Below are 20918 nucleotides of genomic sequence, written 5' to 3' on the forward strand. Positions count from 1 at the left end.
TCAACTCCTGATTACAACTGCTTTTTAGTTAACGCTCCGCTCTGCGGAATAAAGAATATAACCGAATATCGAGAATATCTTATCTTGATGTTCGGTTATATTCTTTCTCGGTTATATTCTTTCTTCTTTTAGCATCTTGCCGTCGAGGTTGTAAATGGCGACATGGTCTTTGTCCATCACGGCCATGGTGGGTTCGTTGCCACCCTTGGGAAAGGTGATGGAACCCGTGTTGCAGATGAGCGTGCCGTCGGCATTGTGCTCGAGCTGCCAGAGATGGGTATGACCGAAAAAGACGGTGTCGTAGTGGCCGACGGGCAGATGGTCGGGATTGTAGACGTGGCCGTGAGTGAGCAGGATGCGGCGGCCCTCGTCGACGAGCAGCACATAGTCGCTCATCATTGGGAAGCGGAGCAGCATCTGGTCGACCTCGGCATCGCAGTTGCCGCGTACGGCGACGATATCATCGGCCAGCGGGTTCAGTGCCGCGACGATGCCCTTGGTGTCGATGCCTTCGGGGATGCTGTTGCGCGGCCCATAGTTGAGGATGTCGCCGAGGATGAGGAGCATGTCGCACTGCTGTTGGCGGTAAAAGTCCAGTGCACGTTGCAGCCGGGGCAGACTGCCGTGGATGTCAGAGATGATCAGATAGCGCATGGTGATGTCGGCGGTGTGTTATTTGAGAAGAAACGATTTGATGTTTTTGTTTTTCGAGAGTTTGCAGAGCTTTCTGACGGCTTGGTTGCGGATCTGTCTGACGCGTTCACGCTTCAGCCCCATCTCCTGTGCCGTCTCGGCGAGCGTGCGGTGCTCAGCGCCGATGCCGTAGAAGCGCTGTATCACCTGCCGGCTGCGGGCGTCGAGCTTGTCGATGATCTGCAACAGTTCGGCAGTGGCGGTCTCGTCTTCCAGAGCGTTGTCGGGCTGCGTGGCGTCTTTGTCGGGTATGACATGCCCCAGGCTCAGCTCATTGCTTCCGCCGATGGGTGCGTCGATCGACAGCGGATGGCTGCGTTTCTTCTCCCATGCGGGGTCCTTGGCGTTGCGCGGCACACGGTAGAGTCCTGCCTGCTGCTCGATAGCCTGCTCGATGGCCTCGCGGATGTAAGGTGCGGCATAGGTGACAAATCGCTTGCCGTGCTTGCCGTCGAAGTGTGTGGCAGCTTTGAGCATGCCGATGTTGCCCTCGCTAACCAGGTCGTCCATGCTGAGCCCTCGGTTTTTGTATTGGTTGGCGACGCTGATGACATAGCTCAGGTTGGCAGCCACCAGTTTGTCCAAAGCCCGTTTGTTGCCTTGGGCAATCTTCTCGGCGAGCTGCTGCTCCTCGGCGTCGCTGAGTAATTTTTGCTTTCCTACTTCCTGTATGTAAGCGTCGTTGAGTTCTTCGTTCATGTTGATATCCTTTCGTGAGTATTGTGTGGTAGAGCGGACGGGCTTGTTTCTTTCTGCTTAGTCGAGTCCGCTGTCGACCAGCAGCTCTGCTACCTCTTCCGGTGTGTTGTAGTCCATGCCGAAGGCGAGGTCTTCGTCGGAGAGTTCCTCCGAGAGTCCTCTGGCCTGCTCCTCGGTATATCGTGTGTTGCCGTCCTTGTCTTTGACCAGACAGATGGCTGCGACGATGCGCTCGCGATAGGCGGCGATGGCCTCTTTGCCGTTGGCGGCGGAAATGTTGTCTAAAGTCTGCTCCATAGTGGTGACGTTTCTATTTCGTACAAAGATATGAATTATTTGGGAAATAACCCTCGTAATTTGGGATAAATAAGCTAAAAAAACTAATTCCCCGGTGAAAACGTAATGTTTTTTTAGTAACTTTGCATAGATAAAGAAATATAGGAATACGCCAATAAAGATATGGGAAAAGAATACAGAGCCGGACTGGATGTCGGATCCACGACGGCTAAGATCGTTGTTCTTGATGACGAAGATCATATCGTTTATTCACAGTATCGGCGACACAACGCCCAAGTGCGTGAACTGACCACGACCTATCTCAACGAGATCAAGCATCAGCTCGGCGATCCGTCACTGCGTCTTTGCGTGACCGGATCGGTGGGTATGGCCACTGCCGACGAGCTCCGTGCGGAGTTTGTCCAGGAGGTGGTGGCAGCCACGGTGTTTGCCCGCAACCGCTATCCCGAGGCGCGTGCACTCGTGGACATCGGCGGTGAGGATGCCAAGGTGGTCTTCTTCAATGGGCAGAGTACGGAGCTGCGCATGAACGGCAACTGCGCGGGAGGCACCGGGGCGTTTATCGATCAGATGGCTTTGCTGCTCGGCTGCGACAACCAGCGCATGAGCGAGCTGGCCATGACCTCCACCCATGTCTATCCGATGGCCGCACGCTGTGGTGTCTTTGCCAAGACCGACGTGCAGAACCTCATGTCGCGCAACCTGCCGGAGAGCGACATCGCCGCCAGCATCTTCCACAGCATCGCCGTGCAGACCGTCACCACGCTCAGCCACGGCATCGACTTCACGCCGCCGATCCTCCTTTGCGGTGGCCCGCTGACATTCCTTCCTGCCCTGCGCAAGGCGTTTGCCGACTATCTCCATCTCGAAGCCAGCGACTTCATCGTACTCCGGGAGGGCAACCTCATCCCGGCACTCGGCTGTGCCATCCGTGCCGGGAAGGAAGCTGAGGCGGTAGACATCGACGAACTTCTCGACCGTATCGCACATCCCGAAGCATGCCGCCACCAACAGAAGTGTGGATGCACAGCTGTCGCTGACGCCGACGAGTTGCAGCCACTCTTCCACTCTGAGGCTGAATATACAGCATGGTTGCACGACAAACAGCGTTATGCCACCCCTCTCTATCCCATGCACAGCGGGCGCGAAGAGGTGGTCATCGGCATCGACTCGGGTTCCACGACGACAAAGCTCATCGTGGTGCGGGCTGACAAAGACCACCAGGGCGAGATCATCTTCAGCGACTACAGCATGAATCTTGGTAATCCGATCCATGCCGTGGAGCAAGCTCTGAAACGCTTGAAGCAAAAGGCAGAAGAGAGCGGAACCACGCTCGACATCGTGGGCTCCTGCTCTACGGGCTATGGCGAGGAACTGATCAAGGCTGCTTTCAACCTCGACGACGGCATCATCGAGACGATGGCGCATGAGCGCGCGGCGGCACGGCTGTTGCCCGACGTGTCGTTTATCCTCGATATCGGTGGGCAGGACATGAAGGCGATCTTTGTCGATCATGGCGCTGTGGTGCGTATGGAACTCAACGAAGCCTGCTCTTCGGGTTGTGGAACGTTTATCCAGACCTTCGCCCAAAGCCTGGGCTATCGGGTGCAGGACTTTGCCGCCTTGGCTTGTCAGGCAGACCGCCCCTGTGACCTCGGTACGCGCTGTACGGTGTTTATGAATTCCAAGGTGAAGCAGGTGCTGCGCGAAGGCGCTACGGTGGCAGACATCGCGGCCGGACTGGCATACTCTGTGGTGCGCAACTGCCTTTATAAGGTGTTGAAGCTCAGAGGCAATGATGATCTCGGAAAGCATATCGTCGTGCAAGGCGGCACGATGAAGAACGATGCTGTCGTGCGCGCTTTTGAGCTCCTTTCGCATACGCAGGTGGCACGCAGCAACATTCCCGAGATGATGGGTGCCTACGGTTGTGCCCTGCACGCCATTGCCGCTTGCCAGTCCTCAACCCAACTGCATCATGCCTCGCTTGACGATCTGCTCCGGCAGTCGGCGTGCGAGACTCGTCTGCTCAACTGCAAGGGTTGCGAAAACCAATGTCTCGTGACGATGTATCGCTTTGGCAGTGGTCGCCGCTATTACTCCGGCAACAAGTGTGAGCGGGTATTCAACAACCAGGGAAAGAACCACGACAAGGGAGAGAACATCTATCGCGAGAAATACGAGCTGCTCTTTGGTCGCGCCGAGCAACCCTCCTTGGCGCAGCAGACCGAGGTTGTCGCCATTCCGCGTGTGCTGAACATGTATGAGGAGTTTCCGTTCTGGCATACACTCTTCACCAGTGCTGGCTTTGAGGTGATGCTCAGCTCGGAGTCTACATTCAAGAAATACGAGCGCACGCTGAGCACGGTGATGAGCGACAACATCTGTTTCCCGGCGAAACTCACCCATGCGCATGTCATGGAACTCGACGAACGGCTCGGTGAACTGCCTGAGGGAAGAACGGGATTTATCTTTATGCCGTATGTGGTCTTTGAGCATCAAGACGATGACCGCACCATCAACAGCTATAACTGTCCCATTGTCACGGCCTACTCCGACGTGATCCGCAGTGCCATGACACTGCAGCACCGTGTAGAGTCGCCCGTGATCAACTTCCGCGATGAGCCTCTGCTGCGCAAGCAGATCCTTGCCTTCCTCAAGAAACACGGTGTCGGCAAGCATACTGCCGAGGCTGCGCTGAGCGCGGCTTTGGAGGCTGAGCGACAATATACTTCCCTGGTCAAGCAGCGCTGCAAGGATATTCTGGTGCAAAGCCGCAAGGAGGGCAAGCTGACCATCCTCTTGGCGGGACGTCCTTACCATACCGATCCGCTCATCCAGCACAAGCTCTCGGAGATGATCGCGGCACTTGGCGTGAACGTGATCTCCGACGACATTGTCAGAACTGACGAGCAGACGCCTTCCGGCGATACCTGTCTGGTGAAACAGTGGGCTTATATGAACCGCATCATCAAGTCGGGACAGTGGTGCGCTGAAGAGCCCGACGATGTGCATTTCGTGCAGATGACATCCTTCGGCTGTGGGCCTGACTCGTTCATCCAGGACGAGGTGCGGCATATTCTCCGTGAGCATGGCAAGCCCTACACGCTGTTGAAGATCGACGATGTGAGCAATCTTGGCAGCTTGAAGTTGCGTGTCCGTTCACTCATCGAGTCGCTGAGAGGACAGAAGAACGAAACGGAAGTGCAGAAAACAACCTGCGATGCAGACTCGCAGACAGCAGACAAGACTGATGACGAGAACTCGCTCCCACCGATCACCCGCCATATCCTGGCTCCTTACTTTACGGAATATCTCACACCGTTGCTGCCTCCGATCTGCCGTTTGATCGGTTGGGATGTGGAAGTCTTGCCGCCCAGCGATGCCGAGAGTGCGGAGTATGGACTGAAGTACGCCAATAATGAGGTGTGCTATCCGGCGACATTGATCGTCGGTGACTTTGTCAAGGCACTGCGGTCGGGGAAATATGATCCCGACAAGGTGTCGGTGGTGATGAGTCAGACCGGTGGACAGTGCCGTGCGACGAACTATGCCGCGCTGATCCGTCGTGCTCTCGATGCCAACGGTTTCAAGCGTGTGCCGTTGATCACCTTGGGCGTGTCGACGAGTGCCGAGGACGAAGACGAGAACCAGAGCGCGGCACTCGATGTGCCATGGATGCGTCTGGCTCCGATCATCACGACAATGTTTCTCTATGGCGACACCATCTCTAAATTCTATCACGGCGCTGTGTGTCGTCTGCGCAAGGATGCTTATCATGTGGGACCACAAGGGGCAACGAACGACGCTGAGCTGCTGCGTGACAAATATCTCGCTTTGGCCGCTGAGCCGATACTCCGTAACAGCCCCAAGGGACTGATGGACCTTATCGCACAAGCCGCCCAGGAGTTCGACAGCATCGTGGAGGACAAGGAGGTGCCTGCCGTGGGCATCGTGGGAGAGATCTTCCTGAAGTTCAATCCCTTTGCCCATCAGTTCCTGGCGCGCAAGATCATCGCCAAGGGATGTGAGGTCGTTCCGCCGTTGCTCTCTCCTTTCTTCTTGCAGGAGTTTGTCAACGTGATTGCCTCTAAGCATCTCGGACTGAAATGCAGCAACGTGCCCGACTTCCTGGTGAAGAGCATCTACAGTCTGATCTGGCGGCGCGAGAAGAAAATCAACCGCCTTGCCTCACGCTTCCGCTATTACCGTCCGTTTACCAACATCTTCGACGATGCCAAGGAGGTCAACGGCGTGGTAAGCCTGGCGGCACAGTTTGGTGAGGGCTGGCTCTTGCCGAGCGACATCATCAGCCTGGTCAGACAAGGGGTGAACAATGTGGCAAGCCTACAGCCCTTTGGCTGTATCGCCAATCACATCGTCTCGAAAGGTATTGAGAAAAAACTCAAGAAGATGTATCCGCAACTCAACCTGGTATCGCTTGACTTCGATTCCGGCGTCTCTGCCGTGAACGTTACCAACCGCTTATTGCTGTTTATAGATAGCATCAGAGGATAGAAAAAATGGTAAGAAACAAAAAGTCCCGCGGCAACAGCCGCGGGACTTTTTGTTATTTCAGCGCTTCCAGCGCACTCTTATAGTCCGGCTCATCCTCGATCTTCTCCACCTGTTGGGTGTAGACGACCTTACCTTCCTCGTCAACGACGACGACGGCACGGGACTGCAGACCACGCATCGGACCGTCGACGATCACGGTGCCATAAGCCTTACCGAACTCGGGAGAGCGGAACAGCGACACGGGAACCACGTTTTTCAAGCCCTCTGTCGTGCAGAAGCGGCCTTGAGCGAAAGGCAGATCCTCAGAGATGCAGAGCACCACGGTGTTGTCCATCTTCGAAGCGTCAGCGTTGAAGTGACGTACGGAGGCGGCACAGGTGGCCGTGTCGAGGCTGGGGAATATATTGAGCACTACGCGCTTGCCGCGCAGGTCACTGAGTTTCAGTGTACTGAGGTCACCTTTGGTAGCCTCGAAATCAGGTGCGATACTTCCTTTTGCGGGCAGAGTGCCGATGGTGTTCATCGCATTGCCTAATAAACTAACTTTTGCCATAATCTTTAGTGTTTAATGTGTTGAGTGCCGCAAATTTACGAAACACTGTGTGAAGTGCCAAATCTTTCCCTCTCTTTTTCGAAATATTAATAGAGTTCCATTTATTTTCCGAACCTCACTCCCACGTTGACGTTGAAGAGCAACTGCTTGTCGGTGTAGGCTGACTTCACGCCACTGCCATTCTTGAAGTGGTACGACAGGCCGGGCTCGGCGAAGAGGCTGAGGCTCGGCAATACCGAGTAGGAGATGCCAGCGTGGACGTGTGTGCTCAGCACAGGCCGGTGCTCGCTGATCGTTGTCGTTATCGTCTCGTTGGTGGTCATGTCGGCATAGTGTGTCTTCTTCTTGCCATACACCAGTTTTTCGATTTCACCGCCTGCACTGGCGTAGACTTTCACCTTGCTCTGCTGCCATACATTGTAGTGAACGCTCACTGGAATGCCGAGATAGTGGAGTCGCTGTGTACTGCTCTCACGGTGGTTGGCATAGAGATCCTCAAAGTCGGAGCTCATCGTACTGTAGGTCAGTCCCGTGGTCACGCCCCATTGCCCGTTGAGAGGTATCGACACGGAAAGCCCTGCACGGACTGGCAGATGATGATGCTTCTCACTATGCATGGGAGTTTCTTGAAGAACCTTGGTGAGCAGAGAGGGGTAGGCGTAGAGTACGGGTACACTGGCCACCATCGGGTCGCTCATCGTCATGACTTGCCCATTACTGTTGCCATTTCTCTGAAAGCCGCCAACCCCCTGGTAGTAAGCACCCACATGTATTGTATGGTGAGGGCTTTCATTATTGTATGCTAAGAGTCGGTCACTGCTGTCCCAGTGATCCTTGTAACTGTTTTGAGATTGATTTGCCGAAGTCCGCTGTTGCTCTGCCGCTTTGCGCGTCTCAATCTCTACCACCGTATTCGCGTCTTTCGTCTCTACAGTGTTGTTCTCGACAGAAGCAGACTGAGGGTTCGAGACATTCTTCGCTTTGTATTCTTCTGTTATCATCGAAGCAGATGGCATTGTCCTCTTACCATGGTTTTTACTTAAGACTTGGACGATCAGACTTGAAGTAGGGATGCTTGCTGGTTGTGCCGTATGCTGCTCGACGTTTGCCGAAGCTTGCCGTTGCACTTGTGTTGCAGGTTCTCGGTGCTGTAGCTGTTGCGATAGCATTGTGTCGCTATCGGGTTGTAGCAAAGCCAGATATACGGCTGTACCTCCAACGGCCACTGCCAGTGAGGCGGCGACAGCCCATCGTTGCCACGTCAGACGGCGTGTCTGGGCAATGGGGCGCGGTGGCGTCATCGTCAGACCACGGCGTGCCATCTCTTGCTTGATGTTGTCAAGCATATCATCGGGGGCCTTCCGCTCATAGCTGTCGGCCTTCCGCTTGATGTCTGTTATCCATTTGTCGTTCATCTTAACCTCCTTTTGTAGTCGTTGATCATCTTGGCAAGCATCGTCTTCGCACGGTGTAGCTGCGAAGCCGAACTGTCGGGTTTGATGTGTAGCATTTGTCCGATCTCCTTATGGCTCAGGCCTTCTACGACGTAGAGGTTGAGCACTTGGCGGTAGCCTTCGGGCAGACGTCGGATCATTTCCATGAGCACATTACCGTCGAGCCCTTCTGTGTCTGGCTCCTCGTCGGGCAGGTCGGGGACTTGCTCCCCGTCGACGACATCGATCTTTTGCTTCTGGCGGAGCGTTGTCAGACATTCGTTGACCATAATGCGCGTCACCCATGCCTTCAGACTGCCTTTGCCGCGGTACTGAAACGTGTGGAACTGTGTGAAGATCTTGATGAAAGCCTCTTGCAACACGTCTTTCACTTCGTCGTCGTCAGCGATATAGCGCATACCCACACCCATGAGATACCCGCTGAACAGTGCGAACAGGTCGTCCATCGCCGAGGTTTCTCCCCGGCGAAAGGCTTCTGCGATCTGTTGTTCCTTGTCGATGACCTTCATGATGGCAACACTCCTATGGTGTTAATGTCTTGTTATGATCCTGATCTTTTGCTTGATAAATGCAGATATGTTCAGAACCTTGCGTGAATCGATCCCTTATTTTTTAGATAGTTACACCTTATTATATATACAACTCTATACCATTGTCATATAATCTTACACTATTATATATTTTACCTACGCCCGATGTTGTGCTGCCACCTGTCGGAGGGTGATGGCATAGGCGGTGAGCATTAGCACGCCGGTGAGTATCCACGAGATGGGATACACGGCCATGAGATGGTTGAAGCCGGGATGCGACGGGCAATAGAAGAAGATCCAACCCAGTCGAAACACGCAGGTGCCAAAGATAGCAATCAGCGTAGGCTCCAGCGAATGCCCCAATCCACGAAGACATGCTGCCGAAATCTCGTAACTCGCCGCGATCCATTGGAAGATGAGCACATCGGACAGTCGCTCACGGGCAAAGGCGGTGACATCGGGATCGGCGGTGAACAGCCAGAGGAAAAAACCGCGCCCGCTGTAGAACAGCAGGTTGCCGGCCAAACAGAACAGCGCACCGCAGGCCATGCTCAACCAAAACACACGCTTACAACGGTCGATGAGGCCGGCACCATAGTTTTGTCCGACAAAGGTGACGGCGGTGCCCGTGAAGGCACTCATCAGAAAATAGCAGTAGTATTCAAAGTTCTGTTCCACTGACGATCCTGCGATGGCCGCGGCACCGTAGCTGTTGATGCCGGTTTGAACAAACACGTTGCTGAAGGAGAAGAGCATGCTCTGCACGCCGGTGGGGATGCCGATGACCAGAATGCGGCGCAGTGACTGACGGTCTACGTGCAGTCGAGTGGCTTGTAGACGGAAAGGCCCACTCTCATGGCGCAATACGCATATCATGCACGAGGCACTGAACACATTGGCCAACCCCGTAGCCGCCGCCACGCCCGCCACGCTCCAGTGAAGGACGATGACGAAGAGCAGACAGCAGAGCGTATTGACCACGCCGGCGGCAAGCAACATATACAGCGGGCGGCGTGTGTCGCCTTTACTGCGCAGAATGGCGGCGCCAAAGTTGAAGACGATAAAGAAAGGTACACCCAGAAAGTAAACGCGTAGATAGGTCGTTGCGTCGGAAAGAATCTCTTGCGGCGTCGCCATCCAGCGAAGTATCGTAGGTGCAAAGGTCAGCCCTATGATCAATAGCAGCAAGCTGCATACTATGGCAATGACACATGTGGTTCCTACGGCGTTGCGCACACGGTGACGGTCTCGGGCGCCAATGGCCATGGCTATGACGGCGTTGGCACCGACCGATATGCCGACAAAGAGATTGATGAGCAGGTTGATGAGAAAGGTGTTTGCACCGACGGCTGCCAGTGCCTCACTCGACGCAAAGCGCCCTACCACAGCCACGTCGATCGAGATAAACAGCTGTTGCAGAATGCTGCTCACTGCGAAAGGCATAGCCACTTGCAGCATTTTGCCTAAGAGAGGTCCGTGGAGCATGTCCATCATCTTGCTGTCCTTGCTTTTCTCGTTTCCCATGACTCAACACGATTGATTCTAACTTTTCTCTGCAAAGTTATAGTTTTTTTCTCATATATCCATCGTTTCATAGCTGTATGCCCATGATTTTCTCTATGAATCCGTTGCTCTTGGGAATGTGGAAAGAAGCGAGTGAAGATGTTGGCGTCTGACAAGGTTGGATGGGTGAGGGCGTGTTGTTAATCAATATTAAATGATGGTAAGTTTTGACACTTATCCTTCGTTGATTGACGAAAAAATTGTAACTTTGCCCCCGCATTTGCGAAAACAGATGCGATCAACATGGGCAAGTCTCTTACGGTCAGCTCCCTTGGAATCCCCCAGGACGGGAACGTAGCAAGGGTACTTGGTTGTAGCGACGCGATAAGAACCGCTTGCCCACCTGCCTCTTTAGCTCAGTTGGCCAGAGCACGTGATTTGTAATCTCGGGGTCGTTGGTTCGAATCCGACAAGAGGCTCATCAAAAATCCTTCCTCACGGGGAAGGATTCTTTGTTTCTACACCTTATTATATATATAGGACTCGATTTCTAATAAGGACATCGGTCTTCTTCCTCTTTAGCTTATGAACATTCTCGATACATTCCACTCTTTCCTTCAGCGTTTCAGAAGATCTTCCATGGATGTCGCTCTCGTCCTTGGCGGTGGCGGCGCGCGCGGCTTTGCACATATCGGAGCCATTGAGGCCTTGCAAGCGCATGGCTATCATATCACTTCTGTGGCGGGAACATCGATGGGCGCACTGGTGGGTGGACTCTTTGTTGCCGGCAAGATGGAGGAGCTCAAAACGATTGCGCATCGTTTGACAAAGATGCAGATGCTCAAGATAATGGATGTTTCTCCCGGCTTGGATCATCTGGCCAGCGGTGAGCGGCTGCTCAAGGAGTTGCGTCAGATAGTGGGAGAGGTGCGTATTGAGGATCTCCCGATACCCTATGCTTGTGTGGCTTCTGATATCATCAGTGGACAGCCATATGTATTCCGAGAGGGCGAACTGGCGCAGGCCATACGTGCTTCGGTGTCTATCCCTTGCTTTTTTAAACCTGTAGAGATAGGCGGCGCACTCTATGTCGACGGCAGTGTACACGACACGCTGCCCTTGGACGTGGTGAGCAGAAAGAAAGGGGATCTGCTTGTCGCCGTCAATGCGAGTGCACCCGACGCATATCCACAGAGCAATGGCGCACCTGCGACAACGCGTGAGAATAGTAGCTTTTGGATGCGATGGATACCAGTCATGAAGTCAGGATTGTCGAGCAATTATGTCAGAATGGCTGTGCGGGTAGCCTGCCTGTCGGTACAAAACAATACGATGATGGCTGAGCGGCTGACACCTCCCGACATCCTTGCTGACATACCGATGGACGCCTTTGGTCTCTTCGACTTTACGCGTGCCGACGAGATCATTGCTTATGGGCGACAAGTCATGGAGAAGACTTTGAAAGAGAAAAGCTTTAAAAAAAGCTAACTGCCTGTTTGGCATATACTTTGCAGAGGGCGGAGTAGAAACAAAGTTCGTTATGCCATGAAGCAGAGTAAGTTGAACAATAACAACAAACCCCAACCCAATATCGGTTGGAGTGGTATTTTTGTGGGACTGTTGGTCTTGATTCTTCTCAACAGTCTGCTTTTCCCCTACGTCGGTAACCAGCCCGTGAAGGATGCTGACTACAACACTTTTGTCACAGCTGTGGACAAAGGAACGGTCACGAGCGTCAACATCAAGGAGGGCCGCATCTATTATGAGGTGGCAGGAAGGAAAGGCAAGCAGTATTTCCGTACCACCGAGGTCAACGATCCCCAGTTGGTAGACCGGTTGCTCAAGGCGAAGAGCCCTGCCAAAGGTGGTCACATCGTTTTTACTAAGCAGTTGCCACAGAAGAATTCTCCCATTGTTGACTTCTTTCTTTGGTGGATCCTGCCGGGTCTGATTTTCTATTGGATCTGGCGTGCGGGAGCCAATAAGATGGTGAAAGGTGCCAGCGGAGGTTTTCTCTCTTTGGGAAACTCCGGTGCGAAAGTCTATGCCGAGAGTGACGTAAAGACGCGCTTTGCCGATGTCGCCGGGCAGGACGAGGCCAAGGCAACGCTCAAGGAACTCGTCGACTTTCTCCACAATCCGCGGAAATATACAGCTTTGGGTGCCCGTCTGCCCAAAGGCGCACTGCTCGTTGGCCCGCCGGGAACAGGCAAGACGCTGATCGCGCGTGCTGTGGCCGGTGAGGCTCACGTGCCATTCTTCTCGATTTCCGGTTCCGAGTTTGTACAGATGTTCGTCGGTATGGGTGCTGCCAAGGTGCGAGATCTGTTCCGTCAGGCTGCACAGAAGGCACCGTGTATCATCTTCATCGACGAGATCGATGCCATCGGCAAGAGCCGTGACCAAGCCATGGGCAATGATGAGCGTGAGCAGACGCTCAACCAGCTGCTCACTGAGATGGACGGTTTCGATGCCACCAAAGGCGTGGTGATCCTTGCCGCCACCAACCGGCCGGAGAGCTTGGACAAGGCACTGTTGCGTCCCGGACGTTTCGATCGCCGCATTATCATGGAGCTGCCGGATCTGGAAGGGCGTAAGGCAATCTTCCAAGTACATCTGAAGAAGGTAAAACACGGAAATATCGACTTGGATGTAGTCGGTCGCGCTACTGCCGGATCCAGTGGCGCCGACATCGCCAACATCGTCAACGAGGCTGCTCTGCGTGCCGTGAGACTTGGTAAGAGCGAGGTCGAGACCGATGACATCGAGGAGAGTGTGGAGACGGTCATTGCCGGTGAACAGAAGAAGGGTGCCGTCATCTCGCCTGAGGAGAAGCGCATCATCTCCTATCATGAGCTTGGACATGCCATGGTGGCAGCCATGCAGACCCATTCCGCACCGGTGCAAAAGATCACCATTGTGCCGCGTACGAGTGGCGCACTGGGCTATACCATGCAGGTCGACAGTGGAGAGAAGCATCTGATGAGCAAGACCGAGATGCTCAACCAAATTGCCACACTCACCGGAGGGCGTGCCGCTGAGGAGGTGATGTGCCACACATGTACGACAGGTGCTTCCAACGACATCGAGAAGGCTACACAGTTGGCTCGTGCCATGATCACGACCTATGGCATGAGTGACACGTTCGGCATGATGCAACTCGAGCAGCAACGCTATAAGTATCTTGGCGGTGCCAGCAGTCTGACTTGTTCGCAGCAGACAGCCAAGGACATCGATACTGAGGTGCGTGACATCATCCGACAGGCTCATGACAAGGCTGTCGGCATCATCAAAGCCCATGAGCCGGAGATGAACGCTGCTGCCAAGATCTTGCTGAGCAAGGAGACGATCACGGGCGATGAGTTCATGAATGTGCTCAAGAGTTACGAAAAGGATAAAGAATAATAAAAAAGCAGGGATTGCGTTGGCAGTCCCTGCTTTTTTGCTTATTTTTGTCTGACGGATGTGACGCTTCTGTCAGATCCATTATTGCTAACAACAAATCAGATATAGAATCAGACAAAAAGACAATGACAAGAAACAAAAAGAGAATGATCACGCAGGGACTCTGTGCCTTGCTGTTGCTGTTGTCGCCACTGTCCTCTGTGCGGACTTCCGCACAGGGGCAAGATCAGCGGCACAATGCAGCCATGATGATGCCGCAGGATTTCGACAGTAAGTATGCCACCGATTTAGTGAAGGCAGGCACCGAGGCTCCCGACTTCAAGATGAAGACCGTGGATGGCAAGACTTTCAAGCTCTCGAAGTTGCGTGGAAAATATGTTGTCCTCGACTTCTGGGCTTCCTGGTGTCCCGACTGCCGTCGCGACATCCCTGAGATGCTCAGGATGTATGACCATTTCCATGGCAAAGGAGTGGAATTTGTCGGGGTGTCGTTCGATACCGATGCACAGAACTGGAAGAAAGCCTTGCTGAAGTATGGCATTCGCTGGACGCAGGTCAGCGAGCTTGTGAAGTTCCACGATGCCCAGATCTCCAAGACCTATGGCGTGAAATGGATTCCCTCGATGGTGCTCATCGACCCACAGGGCAAGGTGGTGCTGAGCACTGTGCTGTGGCCGAAGCTGGAACGAACGCTGACCGAACTCTTTCCTGAGGGCAAGGCAAAGGCTATCGATGAGAAAGTCGCCATTGAGGGCAGCAAAGGCAAACTGTCTGCTATTGTCAGCCGTCCGGAAGGTGTGACAGGGCGGATGCCGGTGACAATACTCATGCACGGCTTCGGCGGCAACAAAAACGCCCAGCTGATGACACTGCTCTCCGACTCTTTGCTGCGCCATGGGATCGCCACGGTGCGTTTCGACTTCAACGGCCATGGAGAGAGCGAAGGGAAATTTGAGGAGATGACCGTGCCCAACGAAATAGAAGATGCGAAGAAGGTCTATGCTTATGTCTGCTCGCAGCCTTGGGCTGACAGCACACGCGTGGCACTGATCGGCCATTCTCAGGGTGGCGTCGTTGCCAGCATGACAGCAGGCGAGCTTGGCGAGAAACGTGTCGCCGCCGTAGCACTGATGGCCCCGGCTGCTGTGTTGCGCGATGATGCCATTCGTGGCAACACCTTTGGCTCGGTGTATGATCCGCTGGATCCTCCAGCCGTGATTCCTATGATGGGCGGACATGTGAAGTTGGGCGGCAACTATGTGCGCACGGCTTTCCGCTTACCGATCTACGAGACGGCAGCCAAGTATCATGGTCCGGCCTGTATCGTACATGGTACCGGCGACCGCATCGTACCCTATACCTACGGTGAGCGATTCCACAATATATGGAAGGGTAGTGAATACGACGAGCTCCCGGGCTTTGACCACGGCTTCGGTCAGGATCTCTACCGTGCGGTGGAGCTGGCTTGTAACTATGTGGCTAAGAATATCAACAGGAAATAAATATAAAAAAAGAATAGGAGAAGGGGGCTGACTCTTCTCCTATTCTTTTTATATAGTTTCTATTTTTATCAGTATTACGACAATCCCACGATGTTGCCGTCGACGATGTCGATGTGGTTGGCTTGCGGATCTTTCGGCAAGCCCGGCATACGCATCATGCTGCCGGCTACGGGCACGAGCATTTCAGCGCCATTGTTGATGACGATGTCGTCGATCTCCATCGTGAAGCCGTCGGTGGGGCCGTAGGCTTTTGCGTCGGTAGAGAAACTGTATTGCGTCTTGGCAATACAGACCGGATAACGGCTGATACCCAGTTGCTCGATCAGTTGCAGTTGTTGCTTGGCTTTTTTGCTGTAGACAATCTTGCCGGCACCATAGATCTTCTTGGCCACGGCAGTGATCTTGTCTTCCACGCTGTCCTCGTCTTTATAGAGCAGCTGTAAAGGCTTGGACGGCTCTTTCTCCACAGCACCGACGACCATGCGGGCCAGTGCTGCCGCACCTTTTCCGCCCTCAGCGTAAGCGTCGTTGACAGCAAACATCACGTGCAGATCCTCCTCGCAGTGGCGGCGCACAGCCTCCATCTCTTCATACGAGTCGTCGGCATAGCGGTTAAAGGCAACGACTACTGTCTGGCCGAAGCGGCGCAAGTTCTCCACGTGCTTGTCGAGGTTCCACATGCCCTTCTTCACGCAATCGATGTTGCTTTCGTTGATCTTGTCATAGCAGGCACCGCCGTGCATTTTCAGGGCCTTGAGCGTCACCACGAGCACGGTGAGATCCGGTTGCAACCCCGCCTTACGGCATTTGATATCGTAGAATTTCTCTGCTCCTAAGTCAGCACCGAATCCTGCCTCCGTAATGGCGTAGTCGCCGTAGGTCAGCGCACAGCGCGTGGCAACCACCGAGTTGCATCCGTGGGCAATGTTTGCGAAAGGTCCGCAGTGCACCATAGCCGGCGTGCCTTCAGTGGTCTGCACCAGGTTGGGGTTGAGAGCATCCTTGAGAAGTACGGTGATGGCACCTTCCACGCCCATATCCTTGACATAGAACGGTGTGCCGTCGTACTGTATGCCGAGCAGGATGTTGCCGATGCGGCGGCGCAGATCCTCCACGCTGGTAGCGAAGCACATGATCGCCATGATCTCGGATGCGGGCGTGATATCGAAGCCCGTCTCGGCGATCATGCCGTTGGTGCGGGGGCCGAGACCGGTGACGATATGTCGGAGTGCACGGTCGTTGATGTCCAGGACACGCTTCCACAGTACTTCTTTCAGTGCGAATCCGTCGGCAGCATGCTGATAGATATAGTTGTCGAGCAGAGCGGCAATCATATTATTAGCCGAGGTGATGGCATGGAAGTCGCCTGTGAAGTGGAGATTGATCTTGTCCATCGGCAGTACTTGTGCATAACCACCGCCGGCGGCACCGCCTTTCTGGCCAAAACAAGGACCGAGGGAAGGCTCACGCAGTGCCACCACAGCATTCTTTCCGATGGCATTCATGCCGAGAGCCAGACCCACGCTGACCGTTGTCTTGCCGATGCCCGCCTTGGTAGGACTGATGGCGGTCACAAGGATGAGGTGATGTTTGCGCACGGCTTCTTCCTTGATGGCACTGATGTCCACCTTGGCGATGTACTTACCGTAGCCTTCAGTCTTCTCTGGATCGATACCCAGTTGCCGGACGATGTCGTTGATGGGACGGAGAACTGTCGATTGTGCAATTTCAATATCCGATTTCATCTTTTTACTTTAATGCGTTTAATATATGTGTGTCCCATAGGGGCTCTTTTTGTATATATTGTGCAAAGTTACTTGTTTTTTCTCTTTTTTATTCATTATTAGCCTCGGAATTGATGCCAAAAAAACAAAAAAGCCCTATCTTTGCCGGAAATATTTTCATATCCATGATGAATAAAACATTCGTATCTCTGGTGTTGAGTCTGTTGCTGAGCTTGTCTGCTCATGCGCAACAAGACCGTAAGGCTTTGCGCGACAGTCTGAAGCTGGCTGTGGAAGCACTGGCTTATCATCCCGATTCTGTCGATCTGAGACTTCGCAAGGCGGCGTGGAACATGCAGTTGGGCGAATGGCAGTATGCCAAGGACGAATACGATTGGGTGATCAGCCGTCATCCCGATCATCTGGCCGCCCGCTATTATCGCGCTTATGCCAACACGCAGTTGCGGCGCTACAACTTTGCGCGACTTGATTACGAAAATGTGTTACGCGTGGTGCCCGGCAACTTCGACGCGCGTCTGGGGCTGGCATTGCTCAATCAAAAGGATCATCACTATACCGAGGCCATGGACGGCGTGAATTTGCTGATTGCTTCCTATCCCGACTCGGCGACAGCCTGGGCGGCACGTGCCGGTATTGAGAAGGAACGCGATATGAAGGAATTGGCGGTATATGACTATGGTGAAGCCCTGCGTCGTGAGCCAGACAACCGTGACTGGCTCTTGGCGCGCGCCGATCTGCTCATTGCCCTGCACCGCTATAATGAAGCCAGAAAAGACCTCGACCGCTTGGTTGCGCTTGGCGTCTCAAGAGGTCAACTGAGGGATATGTACAGGCAAACCAAAGAATAGAAAAGATCTCTATTGCAATCTGTTTGTCAAACTGAGTTTGTCGTGCAAAAATAACAGGTAGAAACTTTCTTTTTTTGCACGATTATCATATTTCATGATGATTTATTTATCTTTTTGCATCGTTTTGAGAAAAATATAGTAACTTTGCGGGCAAACTATAAATAATACATAACTAGCCAGAACCTCTATGATGAGACAACTCAAGATCACAAAGAACATCACGAGCCGAAACAGCGAGGCACTTGACCGATACCTCACTGAGATTGCCCGCGAGCCGATGTTGACTCCCGACGAGGAAGCCACGTTGGCACATACCATCCACCAAGGCGGACCCGCCGGGGAGCGCGCACGCGACAGACTCGTCAGCGCCAATCTGCGATTTGTCGTTTCTGTAGCTAAGCAGTACCAGCATCAAGGCATATCACTTACTGATTTGATCAACGAAGGAAATGTGGGACTCGTCAAAGCCGCTGAAAAGTTCGATGAGACGCGTGGCTTCAAGTTCATCTCTTACGCTGTGTGGTGGATACGCCAAAGCATCATGGAGGCCTTGGCTGTCAAGAGTCGCATCGTACGCGTACCGCTTAACCAAGTGGGCATCGCCGGGAAGGTCAATAGAGCCACAGAGCAGTTCCTTCAGGAGCATGGACGCGTGCCGTCTACCCATGAGCTCGCCGCGATGACGGGTATCGACGAGGATTTGGTGATCTCCGCCTTCGAAGCTAACGGACGCTCAACGAGCATCGATGCTCCGATCAGCGACGACGACGACAACTCGCTGGCTGACACGCTCTCCTCCGACGACGCTGACTCACGCTCCGACAGCTCGCTCGACCGAGAGTCGATGAATCTCTTCATCAATGACTTGCTCAAGGAAGTACTCAACGACCGTGAGCGACGCATCATCACTGAGTCCTTTGGCATCGGACGCATGGAGAAAAGTCTTGAGGAAATCGCCGACGAGATGGGTATGACCCGTGAACGTATACGACAGGTCAGGGAAAAGGCGCTGCGCAAGATCCGCAATAGCAGGTATGCGGTAACGCTCAGACAATATCTCGGATAATAAGTAAATAAAATGAAAATAGCCGTTTTTTGTTCTGCTAATAACAACATAGCCCCTGCCTATTTCCAAAAGGCTGATGAACTTGGACAATGGATGGCGGCTGAGGGCCACACCCTTGTCTATGGAGGATGCAACAGTGGACTGATGGAAAGCATCGGACGCGCCGTGCACGAGGCTGGGGGATTGACGATCGGCGTCGTTCCTGCCCTCGTGGAGCAAGGCGGGCGGCAAAGCCAATATGTCGACGTTGAGATCCCCTGCGACAACCTTGATGACCGGAAACACCTTATGCTGGTGCAGTGCGACGTGGCTGTGGCGCTGCCCGGGGGTATCGGCACGCTTGATGAACTCTTTACTGTAGCTGCCTCCCACACCATCGGTTATCATCGCAAAATGGTGATTCTCTACAATATCGGCGGATTTTGGGACTCGCTCGTAGCACTGCTCGATGATTTGCAGGCAAAGGGAATGATCCGAGGCAACTATACACAATATATACAGGTGGCCAACACGTTTGATGAGCTCCGGATGTTGCTGGCTCAAGTAACGCCATCGGCAGAATAAAAGATATTGGATTTTCTTTTTACAAAAGCTTGTCCGCTTCAACTCTCAATCTAGAGTTGAGCGGACTATTTTTTTGTTTCCTTCCTGCAAAAAACAAAGCTTTTTCGCCCTCGAAAGTGCACGTTTGCTGTCATCTCGGTTGTTTGTGCGTGTCATCTCAGTTGTTTGTGCAGGTCATCTCAGTTGTTTGTGCGTGTCATCTCAGTTGTTTGTGCGTGTCATCTCAGTTGTTTGTGCAGGTCATCTCAGTTGTTTGACAGACAAAATCATGAAGTTTTGGGGAGTCTAAAAAGTATATACAATATAAAGTATTGATTGTTAGCGACTTATAATTTTGACTCATTTTGGGCGAAAATCCGACAGACACAGGCCTTCGTTCAAAAGAATCGATTCTCAGCCGTGGTTTATTGTCATAAGTTAAGACAAAAGAGCGGGTGATAAAAGAGTGAGATGATAAAGACAGAGCAACTGAAGGATATATTTCTTCAGATTTAGAGATAAAGACATCAAAGACATATATTCTCCTTTCTTGTTTTTGGCATAAAGGACATATATTTTTCTATTTGCTTCATAAATATGTTCTTTCTGTCTTTATGTTTTAAACGTGTCTTAATGTTTTAAACGTGTCTTTATCTCCTTCGCTTCTCTGTGTATCACTGTCTCAGCTTCTCTGTGTATCACTGTCTCAGTTTCTCTGTGTATCACTGTCTCTGTTCCTCTGTGTATCATTGTCTCAGCTTCTCGGTATCATTGTCTCAGATTCTCTTTTTTGTTGTGCTGGGTTCTGTAGGTTGCTGCTTTGCAGCGACACCTGGTCTTTGCTTTCTTCCGTCCTCCCCTATAATATTTAATAAGGTGACCGCCTCTCTTTTTGTCAAACAAAACGAAAACTTGCGTATTTTCTTCAAAAAAACTCGGGAAAAGTTTGGAGGGTATTGGTAAAAGCTGTACCTTTGCACTCGCTTTTCAGAACTACGGCAAACGCCAAACACTGAGAGCAACGAGAAAGAGTTCTTTGAGAAGATTACATACAACAGAGAGTAGTACAAGAAGCGATTCCTACACCTTATTATATATAGGATGTAAGGAATTGGGTAGAAGAAACGAACCGTTCAATTTTATATTGAAAACAGGAAGACTTCAATAAACCATCGCGTCCTGTGACAGAGAAACTTTTTCCGATTCGGCCGCAAGGCTGATGAAGGAACCATGATATTTTACAATGGAGAGTTTGATCCTGGCTCAGGATGAACGCTAGCTACAGGCTTAACACATGCAAGTCGAGGGGTAACGACAGCGAAAGCTTGCTTTTGCTGGGCGACGACCGGCGCACGGGTGAGTAACGCGTATCCAACCTGCCCATAACTAAGGGATAATCCGTAGAAATGCGGTCTAATACCTTATGTGTTCCGAGGAAGACATCTGAATTGGAATAAAGATTTATCGGTTATGGATGGGGATGCGTCTGATTAGATTGTTGGCGGGGCAACGGCCCACCAAGTCTACGATCAGTAGGGGTTCTGAGAGGAAGGTCCCCCACA

Annotated in this window: 15 protein-coding genes, 1 tRNA gene and 1 rRNA gene; 9 read left to right on the forward strand and 8 right to left on the reverse strand. The window is 52.6% G+C overall.

Annotation, left to right across the window (positions count from 1 at the left end):
* Positions 1 to 111: 111 nt before the first annotated feature.
* Genes yfcE through FYJ73_RS07640 form a run of 3 tightly spaced genes read right to left on the reverse strand, consistent with a single transcriptional unit; the run spans position 112 to position 1689 of the window.
* Entirely contained in the window at positions 112 to 654 is a 543-nt protein-coding gene (gene yfcE, locus FYJ73_RS07630) for a phosphodiesterase (protein WP_154534126.1), read from the reverse strand.
* Positions 655 to 672: 18 nt separating this feature from the next.
* Positions 673 to 1392 (reverse strand): sigma-70 family RNA polymerase sigma factor, encoded by a 720-nt coding sequence (locus FYJ73_RS07635; RefSeq protein WP_154534127.1) that lies wholly within the window; start codon positions 1390 to 1392, stop codon positions 673 to 675.
* Between the two features lie 57 nt (positions 1393 to 1449).
* Positions 1450 to 1689 carry a hypothetical protein gene (locus tag FYJ73_RS07640; RefSeq protein WP_154534128.1) on the reverse strand — a complete coding sequence of 80 codons (240 nt, stop codon included), beginning with the start codon at positions 1687 to 1689 and terminating at the stop codon, positions 1450 to 1452.
* A gap of 162 nt (positions 1690 to 1851) precedes the next feature.
* On the opposite strand from FYJ73_RS07640, the gene FYJ73_RS07645 reads away from it, so the two are divergent.
* Positions 1852 to 6207: a BadF/BadG/BcrA/BcrD ATPase family protein gene (locus tag FYJ73_RS07645; RefSeq protein ID WP_154534129.1), complete on the forward strand. Its 4356-nt coding sequence runs from the start codon at positions 1852 to 1854 to the stop codon at positions 6205 to 6207.
* 52 nt (positions 6208 to 6259) lie between these two features.
* Here FYJ73_RS07645 and tpx read toward each other — a convergent pair whose 3' ends face one another.
* From tpx to FYJ73_RS07665, 4 genes are all read right to left on the reverse strand, one after another.
* Positions 6260 to 6760: a thiol peroxidase gene (gene tpx / locus FYJ73_RS07650; protein WP_154534130.1), complete on the reverse strand. Its 501-nt coding sequence runs from the start codon at positions 6758 to 6760 to the stop codon at positions 6260 to 6262.
* Positions 6761 to 6861: 101 nt separating this feature from the next.
* A complete protein-coding gene (locus FYJ73_RS07655; protein ID WP_154534131.1) occupies positions 6862 to 8175 on the reverse strand; it encodes an outer membrane beta-barrel protein in 1314 nt (437 codons plus the stop codon).
* On the reverse strand, positions 8172 to 8723 hold the full coding sequence (locus FYJ73_RS07660; RefSeq protein WP_154534132.1) for an RNA polymerase sigma factor: 552 nt from the start codon (positions 8721 to 8723) through the stop codon (positions 8172 to 8174). The genes FYJ73_RS07655 and FYJ73_RS07660 overlap by 4 nt, the downstream gene beginning before the upstream one ends.
* Before the next feature lie 177 nt (positions 8724 to 8900).
* Complete coding sequence (locus tag FYJ73_RS07665) at positions 8901 to 10268, reverse strand: MATE family efflux transporter (RefSeq protein WP_154534133.1); 1368 nt, start codon at positions 10266 to 10268, stop codon at positions 8901 to 8903.
* Positions 10269 to 10652: 384 nt separating this feature from the next.
* Between FYJ73_RS07665 and FYJ73_RS07670 the strand changes: the two genes are divergently transcribed.
* The 4 genes from FYJ73_RS07670 (at position 10653) to FYJ73_RS07685 (ending at position 15154) form a co-directional block, all read left to right on the forward strand.
* Positions 10653 to 10726, forward strand: a tRNA-Thr gene (locus FYJ73_RS07670).
* Between the two features lie 106 nt (positions 10727 to 10832).
* Entirely contained in the window at positions 10833 to 11735 is a 903-nt protein-coding gene (locus FYJ73_RS07675; RefSeq protein WP_154534134.1) for a patatin-like phospholipase family protein, read from the forward strand.
* A 57-nt stretch (positions 11736 to 11792) separates the two neighbouring features.
* Positions 11793 to 13652 (forward strand): ATP-dependent zinc metalloprotease FtsH, encoded by a 1860-nt coding sequence (gene ftsH, locus FYJ73_RS07680; RefSeq protein WP_154534135.1) that lies wholly within the window; start codon positions 11793 to 11795, stop codon positions 13650 to 13652.
* A 125-nt stretch (positions 13653 to 13777) separates the two neighbouring features.
* Entirely contained in the window at positions 13778 to 15154 is a 1377-nt protein-coding gene (locus FYJ73_RS07685) for an alpha/beta fold hydrolase (RefSeq protein ID WP_235899282.1), read from the forward strand.
* A 74-nt stretch (positions 15155 to 15228) separates the two neighbouring features.
* On the opposite strand, the gene FYJ73_RS07690 is transcribed toward FYJ73_RS07685, so the two are convergent.
* A complete protein-coding gene (locus tag FYJ73_RS07690) occupies positions 15229 to 16899 on the reverse strand; it encodes a formate--tetrahydrofolate ligase (RefSeq protein ID WP_154534136.1) in 1671 nt (556 codons plus the stop codon).
* A 167-nt stretch (positions 16900 to 17066) separates the two neighbouring features.
* On the opposite strand from FYJ73_RS07690, the gene FYJ73_RS07695 reads away from it, so the two are divergent.
* The 4 genes from FYJ73_RS07695 to FYJ73_RS07710 form a co-directional block, all read left to right on the forward strand.
* Positions 17067 to 17747, forward strand: coding sequence for a tetratricopeptide repeat protein (locus tag FYJ73_RS07695; RefSeq protein WP_154534137.1), 681 nt, complete (start codon positions 17067 to 17069; stop codon positions 17745 to 17747).
* Between the two features lie 190 nt (positions 17748 to 17937).
* Positions 17938 to 18813 (forward strand): sigma-70 family RNA polymerase sigma factor, encoded by an 876-nt coding sequence (locus tag FYJ73_RS07700; protein WP_154534141.1) that lies wholly within the window; start codon positions 17938 to 17940, stop codon positions 18811 to 18813.
* A 12-nt stretch (positions 18814 to 18825) separates the two neighbouring features.
* On the forward strand, positions 18826 to 19377 hold the full coding sequence (locus FYJ73_RS07705; RefSeq protein ID WP_154534138.1) for a TIGR00730 family Rossman fold protein: 552 nt from the start codon (positions 18826 to 18828) through the stop codon (positions 19375 to 19377).
* Between the two features lie 1219 nt (positions 19378 to 20596).
* Positions 20597 to 20918 (forward strand): 16S ribosomal RNA (locus FYJ73_RS07710); the annotation flags it as partial.

It is taken from the genome of Hallella mizrahii (assembly GCF_009695775.1).
In the GTDB taxonomy this organism is placed as follows: domain Bacteria; phylum Bacteroidota; class Bacteroidia; order Bacteroidales; family Bacteroidaceae; genus Prevotella; species Prevotella mizrahii.

Coding starts and splice junctions, on each gene's coding strand:
- yfcE (WP_154534126.1), bottom strand. CDS start 654: ATGCGCTATCTGATCATCTCTGACATCCACGGCAGTCTGCCCCGGCTG.
- FYJ73_RS07635 (WP_154534127.1), bottom strand. CDS start 1,392: ATGAACGAAGAACTCAACGACGCTTACATACAGGAAGTAGGAAAGCAA.
- FYJ73_RS07640 (WP_154534128.1), bottom strand. CDS start 1,689: ATGGAGCAGACTTTAGACAACATTTCCGCCGCCAACGGCAAAGAGGCC.
- FYJ73_RS07645 (WP_154534129.1), top strand. CDS start 1,852: ATGGGAAAAGAATACAGAGCCGGACTGGATGTCGGATCCACGACGGCT.
- tpx (WP_154534130.1), bottom strand. CDS start 6,760: ATGGCAAAAGTTAGTTTATTAGGCAATGCGATGAACACCATCGGCACT.
- FYJ73_RS07655 (WP_154534131.1), bottom strand. CDS start 8,175: ATGAACGACAAATGGATAACAGACATCAAGCGGAAGGCCGACAGCTAT.
- FYJ73_RS07660 (WP_154534132.1), bottom strand. CDS start 8,723: ATGAAGGTCATCGACAAGGAACAACAGATCGCAGAAGCCTTTCGCCGG.
- FYJ73_RS07665 (WP_154534133.1), bottom strand. CDS start 10,268: ATGGGAAACGAGAAAAGCAAGGACAGCAAGATGATGGACATGCTCCAC.
- FYJ73_RS07675 (WP_154534134.1), top strand. CDS start 10,833: ATGAACATTCTCGATACATTCCACTCTTTCCTTCAGCGTTTCAGAAGA.
- ftsH (WP_154534135.1), top strand. CDS start 11,793: ATGAAGCAGAGTAAGTTGAACAATAACAACAAACCCCAACCCAATATC.
- FYJ73_RS07685 (WP_235899282.1), top strand. CDS start 13,778: ATGACAAGAAACAAAAAGAGAATGATCACGCAGGGACTCTGTGCCTTG.
- FYJ73_RS07690 (WP_154534136.1), bottom strand. CDS start 16,899: ATGAAATCGGATATTGAAATTGCACAATCGACAGTTCTCCGTCCCATC.
- FYJ73_RS07695 (WP_154534137.1), top strand. CDS start 17,067: ATGAATAAAACATTCGTATCTCTGGTGTTGAGTCTGTTGCTGAGCTTG.
- FYJ73_RS07700 (WP_154534141.1), top strand. CDS start 17,938: ATGAGACAACTCAAGATCACAAAGAACATCACGAGCCGAAACAGCGAG.
- FYJ73_RS07705 (WP_154534138.1), top strand. CDS start 18,826: ATGAAAATAGCCGTTTTTTGTTCTGCTAATAACAACATAGCCCCTGCC.